The 19,029-nt window shown below is 57.2% G+C and carries 19 protein-coding genes; 17 read left to right on the top strand and 2 right to left on the bottom strand.

Annotated features, from left to right (window positions below):
- Window positions 1–5: 5 nt before the first annotated feature.
- Window positions 6–740, bottom strand: a complete 735-nt coding sequence (locus tag ELY25_RS16005; RefSeq protein ID WP_236995756.1) for a DUF481 domain-containing protein — start codon at window positions 738–740, stop codon at window positions 6–8.
- A 134-nt stretch (window positions 741–874) separates the two neighbouring features.
- On the opposite strand from ELY25_RS16005, the gene ELY25_RS16000 reads away from it, so the two are divergent.
- The 17 genes from ELY25_RS16000 to ureG all read left to right on the top strand — a co-directional run bounded on the left by ELY25_RS16000 (window position 875) and on the right by ureG (window position 18,363).
- Entirely contained in the window at window positions 875–2,548 is a 1,674-nt protein-coding gene (locus tag ELY25_RS16000; protein ID WP_126952260.1) for an ATP-binding protein, read from the top strand.
- A gap of 35 nt (window positions 2,549–2,583) precedes the next feature.
- Entirely contained in the window at window positions 2,584–3,315 is a 732-nt protein-coding gene (locus tag ELY25_RS15995) for a response regulator (protein ID WP_126952259.1), read from the top strand.
- Between the two features lie 184 nt (window positions 3,316–3,499).
- On the top strand, window positions 3,500–4,498 hold the full coding sequence (locus tag ELY25_RS15990) for a Bug family tripartite tricarboxylate transporter substrate binding protein (protein WP_126952258.1): 999 nt from the start codon (window positions 3,500–3,502) through the stop codon (window positions 4,496–4,498).
- Between the two features lie 109 nt (window positions 4,499–4,607).
- Complete coding sequence (locus ELY25_RS15985) at window positions 4,608–5,093, top strand: tripartite tricarboxylate transporter TctB family protein (RefSeq protein ID WP_126952257.1); 486 nt, start codon at window positions 4,608–4,610, stop codon at window positions 5,091–5,093.
- A gap of 36 nt (window positions 5,094–5,129) precedes the next feature.
- Complete coding sequence (locus tag ELY25_RS15980) at window positions 5,130–6,623, top strand: tripartite tricarboxylate transporter permease (RefSeq protein WP_126952256.1); 1,494 nt, start codon at window positions 5,130–5,132, stop codon at window positions 6,621–6,623.
- A gap of 461 nt (window positions 6,624–7,084) precedes the next feature.
- Complete coding sequence (urtA, locus tag ELY25_RS15975) at window positions 7,085–8,362, top strand: urea ABC transporter substrate-binding protein (RefSeq protein ID WP_236995766.1); 1,278 nt, start codon at window positions 7,085–7,087, stop codon at window positions 8,360–8,362.
- A 74-nt stretch (window positions 8,363–8,436) separates the two neighbouring features.
- Complete coding sequence (gene urtB / locus ELY25_RS15970) at window positions 8,437–10,047, top strand: urea ABC transporter permease subunit UrtB (RefSeq protein ID WP_126952254.1); 1,611 nt, start codon at window positions 8,437–8,439, stop codon at window positions 10,045–10,047.
- A gap of 3 nt (window positions 10,048–10,050) precedes the next feature.
- The gene (gene urtC, locus ELY25_RS15965; protein WP_126952253.1) at window positions 10,051–11,193 is read left to right on the top strand and encodes an urea ABC transporter permease subunit UrtC; all 1,143 of its coding nucleotides are present in this window, start codon (window positions 10,051–10,053) and stop codon (window positions 11,191–11,193) included.
- Window positions 11,190–12,026: an urea ABC transporter ATP-binding protein UrtD gene (gene urtD, locus ELY25_RS15960; protein ID WP_126952252.1), complete on the top strand. Its 837-nt coding sequence runs from the start codon at window positions 11,190–11,192 to the stop codon at window positions 12,024–12,026. Before urtC ends, urtD begins: the two co-directional genes overlap by 4 nt.
- Window positions 12,026–12,733, top strand: a complete 708-nt coding sequence (gene urtE / locus ELY25_RS15955; protein ID WP_126952251.1) for an urea ABC transporter ATP-binding subunit UrtE — start codon at window positions 12,026–12,028, stop codon at window positions 12,731–12,733. Before urtD ends, urtE begins: the two co-directional genes overlap by 1 nt.
- Window positions 12,734–13,027: 294 nt before the next feature.
- The gene (locus ELY25_RS15950; protein WP_126952250.1) at window positions 13,028–13,912 is read left to right on the top strand and encodes an urease accessory protein UreD; all 885 of its coding nucleotides are present in this window, start codon (window positions 13,028–13,030) and stop codon (window positions 13,910–13,912) included.
- Between the two features lie 37 nt (window positions 13,913–13,949).
- The gene (locus ELY25_RS15945; RefSeq protein ID WP_126952249.1) at window positions 13,950–14,252 is read left to right on the top strand and encodes an urease subunit gamma; all 303 of its coding nucleotides are present in this window, start codon (window positions 13,950–13,952) and stop codon (window positions 14,250–14,252) included.
- Window positions 14,253–14,275: 23 nt separating this feature from the next.
- A complete protein-coding gene (locus ELY25_RS15940; RefSeq protein WP_126952248.1) occupies window positions 14,276–14,596 on the top strand; it encodes an urease subunit beta in 321 nt (106 codons plus the stop codon).
- Entirely contained in the window at window positions 14,593–16,308 is a 1,716-nt protein-coding gene (gene ureC, locus ELY25_RS15935) for an urease subunit alpha (protein ID WP_126952247.1), read from the top strand. Before ELY25_RS15940 ends, ureC begins: the two co-directional genes overlap by 4 nt.
- A gap of 179 nt (window positions 16,309–16,487) precedes the next feature.
- Window positions 16,488–17,036, top strand: coding sequence for an urease accessory protein UreE (gene ureE / locus ELY25_RS15930; protein WP_126952246.1), 549 nt, complete (start codon window positions 16,488–16,490; stop codon window positions 17,034–17,036).
- Window positions 17,026–17,715: an urease accessory protein UreF gene (locus tag ELY25_RS15925; RefSeq protein WP_126952245.1), complete on the top strand. Its 690-nt coding sequence runs from the start codon at window positions 17,026–17,028 to the stop codon at window positions 17,713–17,715. Before ureE ends, ELY25_RS15925 begins: the two co-directional genes overlap by 11 nt.
- A gap of 12 nt (window positions 17,716–17,727) precedes the next feature.
- Window positions 17,728–18,363, top strand: a complete 636-nt coding sequence (gene ureG / locus ELY25_RS15920) for an urease accessory protein UreG (protein ID WP_126952244.1) — start codon at window positions 17,728–17,730, stop codon at window positions 18,361–18,363.
- A gap of 404 nt (window positions 18,364–18,767) precedes the next feature.
- Here ureG and ELY25_RS15915 read toward each other — a convergent pair whose 3' ends face one another.
- The gene (locus ELY25_RS15915) at window positions 18,768–19,019 is read right to left on the bottom strand and encodes a formate dehydrogenase subunit delta (protein WP_126952243.1); all 252 of its coding nucleotides are present in this window, start codon (window positions 19,017–19,019) and stop codon (window positions 18,768–18,770) included.
- Window positions 19,020–19,029: the final 10 nt, after the last annotated feature.

Below are 19,029 nucleotides of genomic sequence, written 5' to 3'. Positions count from 1 at the left end.
TCTGCCTACCAGTGATAGAGCAGCGAAGCGCTGGTGGTGTTATCGGTGCGTACGCTGGTATCGTCCGGCGGCTGGGAGTTGTGCTTGATCTCGTGAGACAGGCGCAGCGACATGCGCGAGTTAAGCCGTGCGGTCAGCGCGGTAAGCGACCGGCCGGTGGTATTCTGGCTGGTATACTCCACTGACATTTCCTGTTCAATATCAGCGTAGTCAGAAAACCCCCAGTGGTAGGCAAGCGCCGAGTAGGCAACGGCAAGGCGTTCATTATCATCATCGCGCAAGCGGTCGTTACGGTAGCCAGGCCCCGCCTCTAGCGACAGTGAATGGCGCGAACCTTCCAGCAACTGGCGCCCGTAGCCGCCGATCACCGAGAGCTGCTGGTCGTAGCCGGCAAAGCGGTCCTTTTCCCAGCGGGCAAAGCCAAACAGGTAGTGCGGACCGCTGAAATCAAAGCGCTCGCGACCTGCTATCAGGTACTGCTCGGCGCTGGTTTCCCCATCCTTGCTCACGTTACGCACTTCACCGCGCAGCGAATGGGTAAAATCGCCGGTCAGCCAGGTCAGACGCGTCTTGCCGATCAGCGTCTGGCTGTTGGTATTGCCTGAGAGGTGAGTGAAGCCAAGCTCAGCATCGCCGCTGAAAATCGGCGCGTCATCGGTGGGTGGGGGTGGAGCGTAAAACGGGTTCGCGGCCGCCGGGCCGACCAATACCGTGCTGGAAAAGGTGGTACTAACAAACACTAAACAGCTCGACGAAACAACACGTTGAAATATGCTGGGCACCCAACGCCTCCCTTAATGACATAAAAGATGGCGATTAACGTCGCCTCACTGCGCATGTCATAATGACGCTGTCGCGCACCTTGAGTTCCGCCATGACTGATTCCCGCCCCCGTACCTTAGCTGAATTGCAGCGCTGGCGCCGTACTCGCGCTAAACGGCGCTGGTATAAACGTAGCTTTCGGTTACAGGTAATGCTGCTGGTGGGTCTGCTGCTGGCCGGCATGCTACTGGCTCAGGGCACATATCTCAATCACCGCAAGGCGGATATTATCAGCCACCAGATGGGTGAGAGGGCACTGGCCGTGGCGAAAACCGTGGCCGGCATGCCGCAGATTGTGAACGCCTTTGCCATTCCAGACCCTTCAATGATCATTCAGCCGCTGGCTGAACGGGTGCGTCATGAAACCGGCGCGCGCTACGTGGTAGTCGGTAATGCCCAGTCCATTCGCTACTCGCATCCGGTGGTAGAGCGTATTGGCCAGCCCATGGTGGGCGGCGATAACGACCAGGCGCTGATCTATGGCCAATCCTATGTTTCTGAGGCGACCGGTTCGCTGGGCACGGCCATGCGCGGCAAAACCCCCATCTGGGATGAAGAGGGCAATATCATCGGCGTGGTGTCCGTCGGCTTTATGATGGACCGGGTCGAGATGGATGTCGCCCGTTACACAAACCTCGGCTGGGCGCTGGTCGTGCTGATGATTGCGCTGGGTTTTGCCGGGGCCTACTGGCTATCCCAGCACCTCAAGAAAGTGATTCTGGGCCTGGAGCCCTATGAAATTGCCCGGCTGGCCATGGAGAAAGAGGCCATTTTGCAATCCATCCATGAGGGTATCCTGGCGGTCAATCGTGATGGCCATATTACCCTGGTCAACCAGCAAGCTAGGCGGTTTCTCAACCTTCCCGATGAGCATGTTATGCTGGGCCAGCCGATTCAGGATGTGGTTCCCAATACCCGCCTATTGGAAGTTCTCAAGCACGGTGAGCAGGAGTTTGATCAGCAGATGTGGCTGGGCGACCATCCGGCGGTGGTCAACCGGGTGCCCATTCTTCATGACGGGGAAATCGAAGGAGCGGTGGCCACATTTAGAAGCCGCCGGGAAATCATCGATCTCTCCCAGGCGCTTACACAGGCCAGCCGCGACGTGGATATGCTGCGCGCTCAGGCGCACGAGTTTTCTAACAAGCTGTACACCATTTCCGGTTTGCTACAGCTTAAGCGTGTTGATGAAGCGCTGGCCCTGATTCATCAGGAGACCGAACGCGCCCAGGCTCAGATGAGCTTTTTGATGCGCCACGTGGCCGATACCGTGCTCAGCGGTACGTTACTGGGTAAACTGACCCGAGCACGAGAACTGGGCGTGACCATGGAGATTGACGAGCAAAGCTCGCTCTCCAGCCCGCTTACGCCCACCGGCCAGGAAGTGATGATGAGTGTGGTGGGCAACCTGTTGGATAACGCCTGCCACGCGGCGCTGAATGGACCTAACGGGAAGGCGCCCAAGGTGCGGCTGTTTCTTACCGACCTCGGCGAACAGCTGCTGGTGGAGGTTGAAGACAATGGTCCCGGGGTGCCCGAGGCCCATGCTGAATCGATATTTCAGGAAGGTTTTTCCACCAAGACCGGCAAGCATTGCGGGATTGGACTGCCATTGGTGGCGCGCCTATGCCGCCAGCACGGCGGAGCGGTGACGCTTGAGGAGAGTGAGCTGGGTGGCGCATGCTTTATCGCCGTACTGGACCGCTCGCTATGCACCACACCTTGATCGTTTAAACGACCACAACGGCTAGAGGGAACGTGATGTCTGCAACGCAATACGGCATTTTGGTCGTTGAAGATGATTTTCGCATTGCTGATATTCATAAAGCGTTTATTGAACAAAGCGACGGCTTTTATATCGCAGGCGTTGCCCGCAACGGCGGCGAAGCCAAGGCGCTAATGGCTAAGCATGCCGCCACTATTCATCTGGTACTTCTGGATGCCTACCTGCCTGATGTCGAAGGTCTGGAGCTTTTATGGGCGATCAGGCGCGACTATACCCATGTGGATATCGTCATGGTGACCGCCGCCCGCGAGGTGGACACCATCAGCGAGGCGCTGCGTGGCGGCGTGTTCGACTACCTGATCAAGCCTATTGAAGCGGCCCGCATGGAGCAGATGCTGGCCCGTTTTCGGCGTGAGCGCGAAGCGCTTGCCGGGCGTAATGAGATGAACCAGGACGAGCTGGACCATGTGTTTACCCGGCTACAGCCGGGGGACGCGCCGCGCCAGGCCTCAAATGTCCTGCCCAAGGGCATTGATCGGCTGACCTTAAGGCGGGTAGTTGAAGCCCTGGCCGCCGAGGCGACGCCGCTAACCGCCATGCAGGTCGCCCGGGTCATGGGTGCCAGCCGCTCTACCGCTCGACGTTACCTGGAGTTTCTCGTCGCAGAGCGTGGGGTTAGCGCAGAGCTTGGCTATGGCGATGTGGGCCGCCCAGAGCGACGCTATCGACTGCTTGAGACAGCAAACGATTGGCTTGAGTCGCTTTAACCCGATCATGAGTTCGTACACATTGGCGTGCCGTGAACAAAATGAACAAAATGCCCACAAAGAACATTTTGTTTTTTATGTTCACAAGCTTGTCGTAGAGGGCAGGCGTCTTCTAACGTTCGCGGCGTAACCACGACATAATAACAGTGGACCACACAACAACATTTAAATGTGGAGAACGCCAATGACTTCGCTTTCGCTTAAGCGCTTAGCCGTGATCGCCCTACCGATGGCTGCCCTGGCAGGCATGATGACATCCGCCCAGGCACAGGAGTGGACGCCGAGCAAATCGATTGAGTTCGTGGCGCCTGCCAACCCGGGTGGCGGCTGGGATACGCTGGTGCGTACCATGTCGCGCGTCCTTCAGCAAGAAGGACTGGCCGACAGGAACTTTGCGGCCATCAACGTACCTGGCGGCGGCGGCGCAGTTGCATGGGCACAGATCGCCCGTGATAGCGGTAACCCGCACAAACTGTTTGCCACCAGCCCGCCAATGATCCTGGTACCACTTGCCGGTGCATCGCGCTACGATCACACCGACTTCACGCCGGTGGCACGCATCAATACCGACTACTCGATCATTCTGGTAGCTGCGGACTCTGAGTATCAGGACCTTAACGATCTGTTTGCCGCACTCAAAGAGAACCCCCGCCTGAGCGTGGGTGGTGGCAGCGCGCCGGGTTCGATGGATCACATCTCCGTGGCTGGACTTGCTTCGGCGGCGGGCCTTGAAGCTTCAAGCGTTAACTACATCCCGTTCTCGGGCGGTGGCGACGCCATGACCAACCTGATGGGCGGACATATTGAAGCGGTCATTACCGGTGCTGGTGAGTCCGTAGGCCAGCTCGGTGAAGGCAGCCAGTTGCGCGCCCTGGGCGTATCTGCCGAAGAGCGTCTGGGCGGTGCGTTAGCTGACGTACCTACCTACCAGGAACAGGGTATCGATTACACCTTCGATATCTGGCGCGGCGTAATGGGCACCCCGGATATGCCCGAGGAAGCGGTCACCTACTACGAAGACCTGTTCGCTGAAATGCTGGAAACCGACGCTTGGCGTCAGGCAAGCGACCAGTTGGGCTGGATCGATGCTTACCAGAACAGCGAAGAGTTTGGTGCCTTCCTTGATGAGCAGCAAGAGCAGTTCAGCAGCGTGCTGAGCGACCTCGGCCTGCTGCGTCAATAAACACCCTATAGAGCAATACTGTGCTATCCCAGCGGCCCATGTGTCGCTGGGTACGTCTGTTCGTGACGCCTGTCCGTGACGACTGAGCGTGTGCTCCCGGAGAATTCCAATGACTAAATTGAATACCAACCAGTGGCTGGCAGTGGTGCTGGCGCTGTTCGCTGCTGCCTATTTGGCCATGGCGTGGCAGGTGCCAACGTTTCCGCTGCCGCGTCCGGTCGACTCTGACCTTTTCCCCAAGGTATTGGGTGCAGCGCTTCTGTTGCTCTCCCTCTTTCTGTTTTTTGAAAAGCCGGGTGCGATTGCCGGGGCGGATACGATTGATGATGACGCGACCATCCACGGGCCGCTTTTGCTGACCCCCTGGGCGCGCGTGATCGTAACGGCGCTGGCGATTGCCGCCTACGCCTTCCTGCTGGTACCGCTGGGTTTTGTGCTCGCCTCCACGCTGCTATGTACCGGGTTGACCGCCTATTACGGTTACCGCCGCCACGGCGTGAACCTGCTGACTTCACTAGGCGTGGTGTTGGCGCTTTACCTCACCATGACACGCGTCATGGATGTCTATTTGCCGACGGGCCTACTGCCCTTCTAACGCCATTCTGAGCAGGTTTTTAAGAGGGTAGATCCCATGGATGCCTTGAACAATCTTATGTACGGCTTTGGCATCGCGCTTGAGCCGATCAATATTGCTTATGTTTTTGCCGGTGTGTTTGCCGGCACGATTATCGGCATGCTGCCGGGGTTAGGCCCCATCAGTGCACTTGCCTTGATGATTCCGATTACCTTTGCCATGGAGCCGTCTTCTGGCTTGATTCTCATGGCGGGGGTTTATTATGGCGCTATTTTCGGCGGCTCTACGTCGTCCATCCTGCTCAACGCGCCAGGGGTGGCGGGTACGGTGGCCACCTCGTTTGACGGCTACCCCATGGCCAAGAAAGGCCTAGCGGGTAAAGCGCTTGCCATTGCCGCCTATTCGTCTTTCGTGGGCGGTACGGTGTCGGTCGTTTTCCTGATGCTGGTGGCCCCGCTGCTCTCCAAGGTAGCGGTCAGCTTTGGCCCGGCTGAATATTTTGCACTGATGGTGCTGGGCCTGACCGCGGTGGTGTCGCTGTCTGACAAATCGCTGGTAAAAGGCTTAATTGCGGCGGTTGTGGGGGTCATGATCTCGATTGTGGGCATCGACATGCAAACCGGCACCGAGCGTTTTACGTTTGGCTCGATCAATTTGCTCGACGGCATCGACTTCCTGGTGGTCGCGCTGGGTATTTTCGCGCTCGCTGAAGTGTTTTACATGCTGCTGCGCGGCGGCGGCGGCAAAGAGGCACCGCGCAATGCCATTGGTTCGCTGAAATTGACCCGCTCTGAAGTGAAAGAGATCGCCGGACCCGTCAGCCGCAGCTCGGTGCTGGGCTTTTTCACTGGCGTACTGCCAGGTGCGGGCGCCACGATCGGCTCGTTTCTGGGCTACAGCATGGAAAAGCGTATCGCCAAAGATGGCCATACCTTTGGCCAGGGTAACATCAAAGGGGTTGCTGCCCCTGAAGCGGCCAACAACGCAGCGTGTACCGGTTCCTTTGTACCGCTTTTAACCCTGGGTGTACCGGGTTCGGGGACCACGGCAGTACTTTTGGGCGCACTACTGGTGATGGGCGTCACGCCCGGCCCGATGATGCTTGAACAGCGCCCGGACGTGTTCTGGGGCGTGGTGGCGAGTATGTATATTGGCAATATTTTCTTGCTGGTACTTAACCTGCCGCTGATTCCGCTGATCGCCAAGATTCTGGACCTGCCCAAGCCGCTGCTGCTCTCGCTGATCCTAATCTTCTGCATGATCGGCGTGTACGGCATGAGCTTTAGCGTATTTGACCTGCTGCTTCTGCTGGGCTTCGGCCTGCTGGGCCTGGGAATGCGCTTGTTCGGCTTCCCGGCAGCCCCCCTGATTCTGGCGCTGATTCTGGGCAATATCATGGAGGAGTCCATGCGCCGTGCACTGCAGATCTCCGGTGGCGACTGGATGACGTTTGTTGATAAGCCGATTTCACTTTCGCTGCTGCTGATTGCGCTGCTGTCGCTGGGCCTGCCGCTGCTGAAGAAGCGCCGCAAACGCGCTATCGCCGAATAAGCGTATATCGCCATAGCTGGATGAAGTTACTGAGAAGCGTCCTGGGTCTACCCAGGGCGCTTTTTTTGTTTTCTGCAAAAAACACTTTGATGGTGCACGGTATCGTCTTGGTGCATGGTAAGCGTGCATTCTGTCTGCGCGATTGCGCCAACTTAGTGCGCTATGAAAGTTGTCGGGTTTTTTGTGTGATTTTAAGTGTTTGATTCTAAATTTATTAATGGCTTTTGTTTCAATGTGGCGCATCCCTTGCAGTATGAATAGTGAACAGTGAATAGCCGACAGTAACTGGCTAGCCGCTAGTAACCGTAACAGGCCCGCCGCCTCGTTGGCAGCTCATCACTGGTCTGATCGCGACGCTCAAATAACGAGCCCTCACCAAAGGGTGCAAGGAGATTCAAGTGGCCACACAACACAACTATCCTTCTCGCCGTTTTATCACCTCTGTACTGGCCGCCGCCGTAATGGGCGCAAGTGCCCAGGCCATTGCCCAGGAAGATGACCCCATCAAGGTGGGCATTCTCCATTCGCTTTCCGGCACCATGGCAATCAGTGAATCCACCCTGAAAGATACCGTGGAGATGCTCATCGAGCAGCAGAACGAAGCCGGTGGTTTGCTGGGCCGCCAGCTGGAAGCCGTAGTAGTCGACCCTGCCTCCAATTGGCCGCTGTTTGCCGAACGCGCCCGCGAGTTGTTAGCTCAGCATGAAGTCGACGTGGTGTTTGGTAACTGGACCTCCGTGTCACGTAAGGCAGTACTTCCGGTATTTGAAGAACTCAACGGTCTGCTGTTCTATCCGGTGCAGTACGAAGGTGAGGAGTCATCTGAAAATGTCTTCTACACCGGCGCTGCACCCAACCAGCAGGCAATTCCGGCTGTTGAATACCTGATCAATGAAGTGGGTATCGAGCGCTTTGCCCTGGTGGGTACCGATTACGTTTATCCGCGTACCACCAACCGCATTCTGGAAGCCTTCCTGAAAGATGAGCACGGTGTGGCAGATGAGGACATCATGGTCAACTACACGCCGTTTGGCCATTCGGACTGGCAGAACATCGTCTCTGAAATTCGCCGCTTCGGTGAAGAGGGTAAACCTACCGCGGTAGTGTCCACCATCAACGGTGATGCCAACGTACCGTTCTACCGTGAGCTCGCCAACCAGGGCATTGATGCGGCCGATATCCCGGTGATCGCCTTCTCGGTAGGCGAGCAGGAGCTTTCCGGTATCGACACCGCACCGCTCGTTGGTCATCTGGCCGCATGGAACTACTTCATGAGCGTGGATGCCGACGAGAACTACGACTTTATCGATGCCTGGATTGAGCATACTGGTGATGAGGAAGCGGTAACCAATGACCCCATGGAGGCGCATTACATCGGCTTCAACATGTGGGCTGAAGCGGTACGCAAGGCGGGTACCACCGAGGTGGATGCGGTGAAGGATGCCATCATCGGCGTAACGGTACCCAATCTTTCCGGCGGCTATGCGGCCATGATGCCCAACCATCACATCACCAAGCCGGTACTGATTGGTGAAGTACAGGATAACGGCCAGTTCGACATCGTCTGGCAGACGCCGTCAACCGTGGCGGGCGATGCCTGGTCCGATTTTCTTCCCGGCTCGCGTGACCTGATTGCCGATTGGCGCAAGCCCATGGAGTGCGGCAACTTCAACGTTGTGAACGGCTCATGCGGTGGTAGCACCGCCGCTGAAGAAGCCGAAGCAGCACTGGCCGAGTAATCCAACCCTCCCCCCAAGCACGTTAGCGTGGCTTGGGGCACGCCATCTCTTACTCAAATAAAAGGAAGAACCCGATGAGGCGTTTCCTTTCCTTGGGGTTTGTATGCTGCTTGCTGTTAAGCCTTTCGCTGACCGCCCAAGCGCAAACAAACGTCACCCCGCCCGATGATAAATCTGCCTATGCGCTTTTAGAGGCGCTGGACGTGGACTCTTACCGTGACAAAGGCGAAGCGATCACCGCCGTTTTGCAAAGCGATGACGAGCGCGCCCGCGACTGGCTGCAGGCGCTACTGGATGGCCGCTTGCAGCGCTCAGACGACGGCCGCTTTATCGTCGTGCTGGATAATTCAGGCCGCAACTGGCCGGTTGCCGATGCGCTGACCGGGGAGCCGCTTGGCGAGATGTCGCGCCGGGAGCTGGATCGCATCGGAATTAATAATGCCCTGCGTAATCAGCTGCGCAGTGCGATTGCCGTAGTAGATCTTTATTCGCCCAACGTCGAGCGGCGACGTACCTCCGCAAACCGCCTGCTCGGCGAGGTGGATGGTGAGCTACTTGCTCCCATCAATGAACTGATCCTGGAGGAAGATGATGGCCAGGTACGTAACCGGCTAAGCCAGGCGGTAGCGATTTATCGCACCGAACAGGGCGAAATGGAAGGCGTCGAGGCGCTGACCGGCAGTCTGCACCCCCGCGCTCGGGTGGCGCTAAGCCGCGCCGCCCATGGCGACGACCCGGTGGTGGCCGACGCCGCCCGCAACGCGCTCGCGAGCGTCGAGCAGAACCTCAAAATCAACCGGGGGGTCGAGACGCTCTACTTTGGCCTGAGCCTGGGGTCGGTACTGGTGCTGGCCGCGATTGGTTTGGCGATTACCTTCGGGGTGATGGGCGTCATTAACATGGCTCACGGCGAGCTGATGATGCTCGGCGCCTATACCACTTGGATGATGCAGCAGCTGTTGCCCGGCCAACCAGGGCTTGCGCTAGTGCTATCCATTCCAGCGGGCTTTCTGGTCGCCGCACTCGTGGGCGTGGCGATTGAACGCAGCGTGATTCAGTTCCTCAAAGGCCGTCCGCTAGAGACCCTGCTGGCCACCTTCGGTATCAGCTTGATTCTGCAGCAACTGGTGCGTACAGGGATCTCACCACTTAACCGCACGGTGATTACCCCCGAGTGGATGAGTGGCTCGCTGGTCATTAATGATGCGCTGTCGCTGACCATTAATCGCATGGTCGTACTGGCGTTTGCGCTGGTGGTGTTTGCCGGTTTAATGCTGATTATGCGCCGTACGCGCTTGGGGCTTGAAGTGCGCGCTGTGACCCAAAACCGTGCCATGGCACGTTCCATGGGCATTCGTGCCACACGCGTGGATATCATGACCTTTGCGCTGGGTTCCGGTGTGGCAGGCCTTGCAGGCGTGGCGCTTTCTCAGCTAACTAACGTAGGGCCGAACCTGGGCCAGAACTACATCATTGATTCATTCATGGTGGTGGTATTTGGCGGCGTGGGCAATCTCTGGGGCACGCTTGTGGCCGGGCTTTCGCTGGGCGTGATCAACCAGGTGCTGGAACCCTGGGCGGGGGCGGTGCTCGCCAAGATTATCGTGCTGGTCTTTATCATCCTGTTCATTCAAAAACGCCCGCGTGGACTCTTCCCGCAGAAGGGTCGGGCTGCGGAGGGCTAATCCATGATGACACAACCACCTTCAAGCCAGTTTTGGCTAACCTGCCCGTTTGGCGAGCGTGCTACACAGGTCTTTCTAGGAGTACTGTTCGCGGCGCTGCTGATCGTCACCGTGCTGCATGTGGCAGTACCCCAAGGCAGTCCGCTGCACGTCAACGCCTACACAGTGAACCTGTTCGGCAAGTATTTAAGCTACGCGCTGCTGGCCGTGGCGGTGGATCTGGTGTGGGGGTATCTGGGCATTTTAAGCCTGGGTCACGGGGCATTTTTCGCCATTGGTGGCTACGCCATGGGCATGTACCTGATGCGCCAGATTGGTGACCGAGGTACCTATGGCCACCCGGTGCTGCCGGATTTCATGGTGTTTCTCAACTGGGACAGCCTGCCCTGGTATTGGCAGGGCTTTGATATGGCCTGGTTCGCGTTTGCCATGGTGCTGCTGGCGCCGGGCCTGCTGGCCTTGGTGTTCGGGTTCCTGGCGTTTCGCTCTAGGGTGACCGGCGTGTATCTCTCGATCATCACCCAGGCTCTCACCTTTGCACTGATGCTGGCGTTCTTTCGTAACGAGATGGGCTTTGGCGGCAACAACGGTCTGACCGACTTCCGTGAGCTTTTAGGCTTCAACCTGCGTAGTAACGACACGCGGCTGGGACTGTTTCTGGCGACCGGCGTTGCCTTGGCGCTGGGTTATATTCTGTGCCGGGCCATTGTTACCAGTAAGCTGGGCCGGGTGTGTGTGGCCACTCGAGATGCGGAAGCGCGTACGCGCTTTATCGGCTACCGGGTGGAGCGCTTTCAGCTGTTTGTGTTTGTGGTTTCCGCGATGCTCGCGGGTCTGGCAGGCGCCCTCTACGTGCCCCAAGTGGGCATCATCAACCCCAGCGAGTTCTCGCCGCTGTTTTCCATTGAGATCGTATTGTGGGTGGCGTTGGGTGGGCGAGCCACGCTGTATGGCGCGGTGATTGGTGCGATGTTAGTCAACTACGCCAAAACCGTATTTACCGGTGTCATGCCCGATGCCTGGCTGTTTGCCCTAGGGGCAATGTTTGTTCTGGTGACGGTGCTGCTGCCCAAGGGCGTGGCGGGGCTTCTGCAGAAACAGCGTCGCAAAAAGACGCCCACTATCACCAAGGAGGCTACCGCATGAGCCTGTTGCAATCGCTTAGAACGCGCGACCGGGTATTTGAGTTTATGGCGCCAGCGGCCTCCCCGGTTGATGTGCGCCATGGCCCAATCCTGTATATGGAAGATGTCACGGTGAGCTTTGATGGCTTTAAAGCGATCAATAACCTGAACCTGACCATCGATAACGGCGAACTGCGCTGCATTATCGGCCCCAATGGCGCCGGCAAGACTACCATGATGGACATTATCACCGGCAAGACGCGGCCCACTGAAGGCAGCGTATGGTTCGGAAGCCGCCATAATCTGCTCAACATGAACGAGCCGGAAATTGCCAGTTTGGGCATCGGACGTAAATTCCAAAAGCCCACGGTATTTGAAGCGCTTAGCGTGTTCGAGAACCTGGAACTGGCCATGGCCGCTGACAAACGGATATTTCCCACACTGACTGCCCGCATGACCGGGGAAATCAAGGACCGTATCGACGAAGTGCTGGAAACCATTGGCCTTACCACACTGCGCTTTCAGCCGGCGGGCATTCTCTCCCACGGCCAGAAGCAGTGGCTGGAAATCGGCATGTTGTTAATGCAACGCCCGCGTTTACTGTTGGTGGATGAGCCGGTAGCGGGAATGACCGAGCAGGAAATGGAGCGCACCGCTGAGCTTCTAACAGGTCTTGCTGGCAAGCAATCGGTGGTCGTTGTGGAACACGATATGGGCTTTGTGCGCTCGATTGCGCGCAAGGTCACTGTGCTACACCAAGGTAGCGTGCTGGCCGAAGGCAGCATGGATCAGGTCTCAAACGACCCTAACGTGGTCGAAGTGTACCTGGGTGCTGATGACGAGGAGGCGGCCTGATGCTTGCCATTGAAAAGCTCAATCAGTTTTATGGTGAAAGTCACACGCTCTGGGATCTGGACCTGGACGTGCCCGCTGGCCAGTGTACCTGCGTGATGGGACGTAACGGGGTGGGTAAAACCACCTTGATGAAAGCTATCATGGGCGAAGTGGCAGTGAAAAGCGGGCAGCTTCGCTATCAAGCGGACAGCGAAACGGTTGAGCTAACCCAAAAAGCGGTAGAAGCACGCTCCCGGCTGGGCATTGGTTTTGTACCCCAGGGGCGGCAGATATTCCCGCTGCTTACAGTGGAAGAGAACCTGCGTACTGGCCTTGCCGCCCGAACCGATGGGCTGAAAAAAATCCCTGAGCGCATCTACGAGCTATTTCCGGTACTCAAGGAAATGAAACACCGTCGGGGGGGCGACCTCTCCGGCGGTCAACAACAGCAGCTGGCCATTGGCCGAGCGCTGGTGATTGAGCCTAAGCTTCTGATTTTGGATGAGCCGGGAGAGGGCATCCAGCCCAATATCGTGGCACAAATCGGCCAAGTGATTCGTCAACTGATTGCAGAGGATGGCCTGACCGTGCTGCTAGTAGAGCAAAAGCTCCCCTTTGCGCGTAAATACGCCGATCGCTTTGTGATCATGGACCGCGGCCGCCCTGTCGCCAAGGGCGATATCAGCGGGCTCTCCCAGGAGCTGATCAAACAGCACCTGACGGTTTAACTTATCCACACCCGGTTTTTCATCACTAAGCAAAGCGTCCGCCTACTAGTGGGCGCTTCTATTCTGATTGAGCAGTGACAACAAGCGCTCTTTTCTTGCAGCTTTTCATGGTTGCTACCATTTTGGTGCATTGGGCTTTTTTTACGTATTTTTTTGGTGCATTTTGCGCTGGTGTACTTTTTGTCCTCCGTACTGGCAGTCCGCTCAAGGCGGGACTTCCATGCTTTTCACCATTTTGGCGCATTCCTTGCATTTGAATGGCAAGACTTATTCAAAAGGATGTGACTGCTGCCCATGACCTTGTGCGAACTCGCTACACCGCTTGCTGACTCTGGCCACCGTTTTGATGAGAAACGGCATTGGGCGGCCGAGCTCGCGTTGCGCTTTGCCTGGCGCGAAGGTGCCACTCGGCTCATCCAGGCACGTCATCACGGGCCGCTTCGGGTACAGCGCCCGTTTTATCCTGAGGGCCGTGATGAAGCGTGCCATATTTATGTGCTGCACCCGCCCGGCGGGCTGGTCAGTGGCGATGCACTGACGATCAAGGCGCACGTTGAACGTGGCGCGCATGCCCTATTGACCACCCCAGCGGCGAATAAGCTTTATAAAGCCGACAGCCAAGGCGTTGCCTGGTCGCAACACACCGCGCTTGAGGTGGAAGATGGCGCTACGCTTGAGTGGCTACCCCAGGAAACCATTGCGTTTGATGGCTCTAAAGGCGAGCAGCGCACCCATATCGCGCTGCACGGCAACGCCCGCTGTTTAGGCTGGGAAGTGATGGCACTAGGCCGTCCGGCAAGCCAGTTACCCTATTTGTCCGGACGTATTGAGCAGCACTTTAGTTTGACTCTGGATGACCAGCCGCTGTGGCTGGAGCGCCAGCCGCTGGACCCGCTGCACCCACGCTTTAAGGGCCGCTGGGGCCAGGGAGGCGCGTCGGTACAAGCGACGCTTTGGGCAGTAGGCATTGCCGATGCGCCTGAGGCCATTGATGCCTTGCGTGAAGCGCTGCCTGACAACCCGTGCTGGGCGGTTACGGTACGCCACCGTGTCCTGCTGCTGCGCTATTTAGGCAATTCACGCAATGAGGCCTGGGCGCTTTGTGAACAGGCTTGGCGACTGCTGCGGCCGCGCTGGATTGAGCGCGAGGCGCACACGCCCCGTATCTGGCTTACCTAATTGGCATCTTTTGGATGCACGACTGGAGACATGCCCCATGGAATTAACCCCAAGAGATAAAGACAAGCTACTGCTGTTTTCTGCCGCTCAGCTTGCCGAGCGTCGCAAAGCGCGTGGTCTAAAGCTCAATTATCCAGAAGCCGTCGCGCTGATCAGTTTTGAAATTATGGAAGGCGCCCGCGATGGACGAAGTGTTGCCGATTTGATGAGTTACGGCCGTGAAATCCTCACCCGCGAAGACGTGATGGAAGGGGTGGCCGAAATGGTCGATGAGGTACAGGTTGAAGCCACTTTTCCTGACGGCACCAAACTTGTCACTGTCCATACGCCGATCAACTAGTTATCAGCAATCAGGAGGCTGACATGATTCCCGGTGAATATCAGTTAAAAGAGGGTGATATCGAACTGTGCGTGGGCCGCGAACGGATCATGGTGGAAGTCGCTAACACCGGCGACCGGCCGATTCAGTTGGGCTCTCACTACCACTTTGCCGAAGCCAACCCCGCGTTGGTGTTCGACCGCGCCAAGACGCGGGGCTACCGGCTTGACGTGGCCGCAGGCACCGCCATCCGCTTTGAACCCGGCCAGACCCGCGAGGTGACATTGATCCCGTTTGTGGGCAAGCGCGAAATCTACGGGTTTCGTGGCGAAGTAATGGGCGCACTGGAGGGAGACACACAATGAAACCGGTGAATAAGATCAGTCGGCAAGCCTATGCCGATATGTACGGCCCCACGGTAGGCGACCGGGTACGCCTGGGTGATACCGAGCTTTGGATCGAAGTTGAAAAAGACGCCACCCACTATGGTGATGAGGTCAAATTCGGCGGCGGAAAGGTCATCCGCGACGGCATGGGCCAGAGCCAGCGCAATGACGACACGGTAATGGATACCGTGATTACCAACGCCTTGATCCTCGATTGGTGGGGCATCGTTAAAGCCGATGTAGGCCTGCAAGGTGGACGCATTGCCGCCATTGGTAAAGCGGGCAACCCCGACGTACAGCCTGATGTAGATATTGTGATTGGCCCCGGCACCGAAATCATCTCAGGCGAAGGCAAGATCCTGACTGCAGGCGGCATTGATGCGCATATTCACTTTATCTGCCCCCAGCAGGTAGAAGAGGCGCTAATGAGCGGCGTGACCACCATGCTGGGTGGCGGCACTGGCCCTGCCACCGGCTCTAACGCCACGACCTGTACGCCCGGTGCCTGGCATATCGGCAAAATGCTCCAGGCCGTCGACGACCTGCCCATGAACATTGGCCTGCTGGGCAAAGGTAACGCCAGCCTGCCGGAAGCGCTGGAAGCCCAGCTAGACGCAGGCGCCATGGGCCTAAAGCTGCACGAGGATTGGGGCACGACGCCTGCCTCGATTGATACTTGCCTAAGCGTTGCCGAAAAATACGATGTGCAGATTGCCATCCACACCGATACGCTCAACGAGTCAGGCTTTGTAGAGGATACGCTGGCAGCATTTAAAGAGCGTGGCATTCACACTTATCACACCGAAGGGGCGGGTGGCGGTCACGCGCCGGATATCCTCACCGCGTGCTCCAAAGAGTATGTACTGCCTTCTTCTACCAACCCCACGCGGCCCTACACGGTGAACACCATCGACGAGCATTTGGATATGCTGATGGTCTGCCACCACCTGGACCCTAATATTCCGGAAGATGTCGCCTTTGCCGATTCGCGCATACGCCGCGAGACCATCGCCGCTGAAGATATCCTGCACGACTTGGGCGTGATCTCCATGATTGCCTCGGACTCCCAAGCCATGGGCCGGGTGGGCGAAGTGGTCTGCCGCACCTGGCAAACCGCGCATAAAATGAAAACCCAGCGCGGTCTGCTGCCGGAAGACGAAGCACTCGGCGCGGATAACCTGCGCGCCAAGCGCTATATTGCCAAGTACACCATCAACCCGGCAATTACGCACGGTATCGCCCATGAAGTAGGCTCCATTGAGGTGGGCAAGCTGGCAGACCTGGTGCTCTGGAAGCCCGCGTTTTTTGGTGTGAAGCCCTCGCTGATTTTGAAAGGCGGTATGATTGCGGCAGCGCCCATGGGCGATCCCAACGCCTCGATCCCCACCCCCCAGCCGGTGCACTACCGCCATATGTTTGGCGCCTTTGGCCGTGCGGCCAGCCAAACCCGACTTAACTTTGTCAGCCAGGCGGCGATTGATGGGGGCATTAAAGAGCGCTTGGGCCTGCAAAGCACCTTAGTAGCGTGCAAGAACGTGCGAGGCGTACGCAAAAAAGATATGAAGCTCAACGACGCCTGCCCAGAACTGACCGTGGACCCGCAAACCTACGAAGTACGCTGCGACGGCGAACTTTTAACCTGCGAGCCCGCCACCGAGCTACCGTTGGCCCAGCGCTACCACTTGTTCTGATGGAGGCTATTCCATTTGGGAGGCGCTGGGGGTAGGCCTAAGAGAGGGCGTTGTGAATACATCCCTGTACGCTACTTTTGCCATGCCGGAAATGTAAGGAACAATTTTCGGCATGGCAAAAGACTCTCTCTACAGCCTACCCCCTGCACAGCCATACGATTTTCGAAAGGAAGCTAGTCATGCTGAAACTGATTGAACGTCTAGGCCCGGTAGAGGAGAGCGCGGCCACCGATACGCTGACGCTACCCTTTGAACTGCGCATTCGTGGGCGGCTCAAGGCCGAAAGCGATAGCGGCCAGGCGCTGGGCCTGTTTTTAGACCGTGGCCCGGTACTGCGTAGCGGTGAAGGCCTGAAAGCTGAAAGTGGCGAAGTGGTTCGCGTATGCGCCGCCATTGAACCGGTGGTAACCGCGCGAATAAGTGCTGGCTTGCCTCTGGCGCGGCTTGCTTACCATTTGGGCAATCGCCACGTGCAGCTGGCGCTAGGCGAAGATGAAAAAGGCGGCTGGGTGCGCTTTCCGCCAGACCATGTGCTGGAGGAGCTTGCTGTGCTGCTAGGCGCTACGCTTGAGCACCATAACGACACCTTTGACCCGGAACCGGGTGCCTATAACCAGGTCGGTGGGCATGTTCATTCACACGGGCACAGCCATTCTCATGCTCACGACCACGACCACGACCACGACCACGACCACGACCACTCGCATGAGCATTCCCATGCCCACTGAGCATGCAGCGGAAGGGGATTTAGCGCTACTGGGGTTGATGCAGTTAGTCAGCCCTGCGCTACCCATTGGCGCCTTTGCCTTCTCCCAAGGGCTTGAGAGCGCCTTTGAGCTTGGCTGGGTGCACGACGAGTCGAGCCTCGCAGCGTGGCTTTCTGGTGTCTTGGAAGATGGCCTGACTCGCTGTGAACTGCCGCTGATCGCCCGCCTGTACCGTGCTTTTGAACATGCTGACCGTGATGCGATAGCCCAGTGGGATATGTGGCTAACCGCTACAAGAGAAACCGCCGAGCTGGTTGCCGAAGACAGCCGTCTAGGCGCCTCACTCAAGCGTCTACTGGGAAGCCTTGATTTGCTGCCCAATGAAGACTTACTACCGACCCAGCCAGGCTATGTCACGCTCTTTGCCTTTACCGCTCATGCGCGGCGCGTGCCTGTCCGCCAGGCGCTACTTGGGTTTGGTTGGGCATGGCTTGAAAACCAGCTGGCGGTGGCCTGTAAAGCACTTCCCCTTGGCCATACCGCTGCTCAGCGTTTGATTGAGCAGCTACGTCCGGCGCTGGTGACGGCGGTGGATGAAGCATTAGTACTCGACGATCAAGACCTTGGCCCCGTTTTGCCGGGGCTGGCCCTGGCCAGCGCCCTACACGAAACCCAGTATTCACGACTATTTAGAAGTTAGGAGGTATTTACCATGACTCACTGTTTACGCGTTGGTGTGGGAGGCCCGGTCGGCTCCGGTAAAACGGCACTACTCAAGCAGCTCTGCCTGGCCCTGCGGGATCATTACGATATTGCCGTAGTGACCAACGATATCTATACCCGAGAAGACGCCGATTTTCTGCTTAAGCACGATGCCCTGGCGGCTGACCGTATCCTGGGCGTTGAGACCGGTGGCTGCCCGCATACAGCCATCCGAGAGGATGCGTCGATGAATCTCGCGGCCATTGATGAGCTGCATGCGCGCCATCCCAAGCTGGAGCTGGTGCTGGTGGAATCCGGGGGCGATAACCTCTCGGCCACCTTCAGTCCTGAGCTTTCCGATTTGACGCTCTATGTCATCGACGTCTCGGCTGGCGACAAGATTCCGCGTAAAGGCGGGCCAGGGATTACCAAGTCGGATCTGCTGATCATCAACAAGATCGATATTGCCGAGCAGGTACACGCTTCGTTAGAGGTGATGGAGCGGGACTCGAAAAAGATGCGTGGCGAGCGGCCGTTCGTATTTACCAACCTGTACGATGGGGTGGGGCTTGAGGAGATCATCCGCTTTATTCTTGATAAAGGGATGTTGGACGAACGGCGCCCGCAAATCGCTGAGCAGGCGTAAATAAAAAGGCTGCCATGACCAGGCGGAAAAAGGTCAGGGCAGCCAAAAAGAGTGGTTGGCATCTAGCCAAAACGGGCCATCCCTGGCCACCACATCACCACAGTGAACGTTGTGGTCATCTATAGCCTTAACCTAGGTTATAAAAATGAATTTATAATCTGTCTAACCGCGTTATTATCCAAAAAATCAGCATTAATGATGATAATGTTGATCAAAATCAATTTGATAACGGCGATGTCGCCTGCTAGTTAGCGATAGAAAGCGGGCGGCCAAATAGGTAATTTGGCTGTTTAATAAAGCCATCCTCAGTGCATGTTACACACGGTAAGCGGGAAGCGTTCTAACGTAGATATAATAAAGTGTGGATAGAAAAAGGCTTGCCGACTGGTAAGCCTTTTTACGTTCTAGCGAGTAATGCTTTGTTGCTCTGAGAGCTTGGCAGCCAGTAGGGTGGTAGCGCGCCGCGCCAATGGTGAAAACTCAATGCCCTCAAGCGCTAGGTTGGCAACGAGGCGCTGTTTCATTGGCCTCGCCCAGAAAGTTTCCAGGTGGCGGCAGACGGCCGCGGCGGCGGTTTCCTCGTCGCGGCCGCCGCCTAGGTTGGTGGCGATCTGATTGGTCATGCGAATCAGGTTGGCATCGTTGTTGGTCGACATTATATTTCTC

The sequence above is a fragment of the Vreelandella populi genome (assembly GCF_003989825.1).
Lineage (GTDB): Bacteria > Pseudomonadota > Gammaproteobacteria > Pseudomonadales > Halomonadaceae > Vreelandella > Vreelandella populi.
The sequence above is the reverse complement of the archived record's forward strand: the minus strand, read 5'-3'. Positions and strand labels throughout refer to the sequence as shown.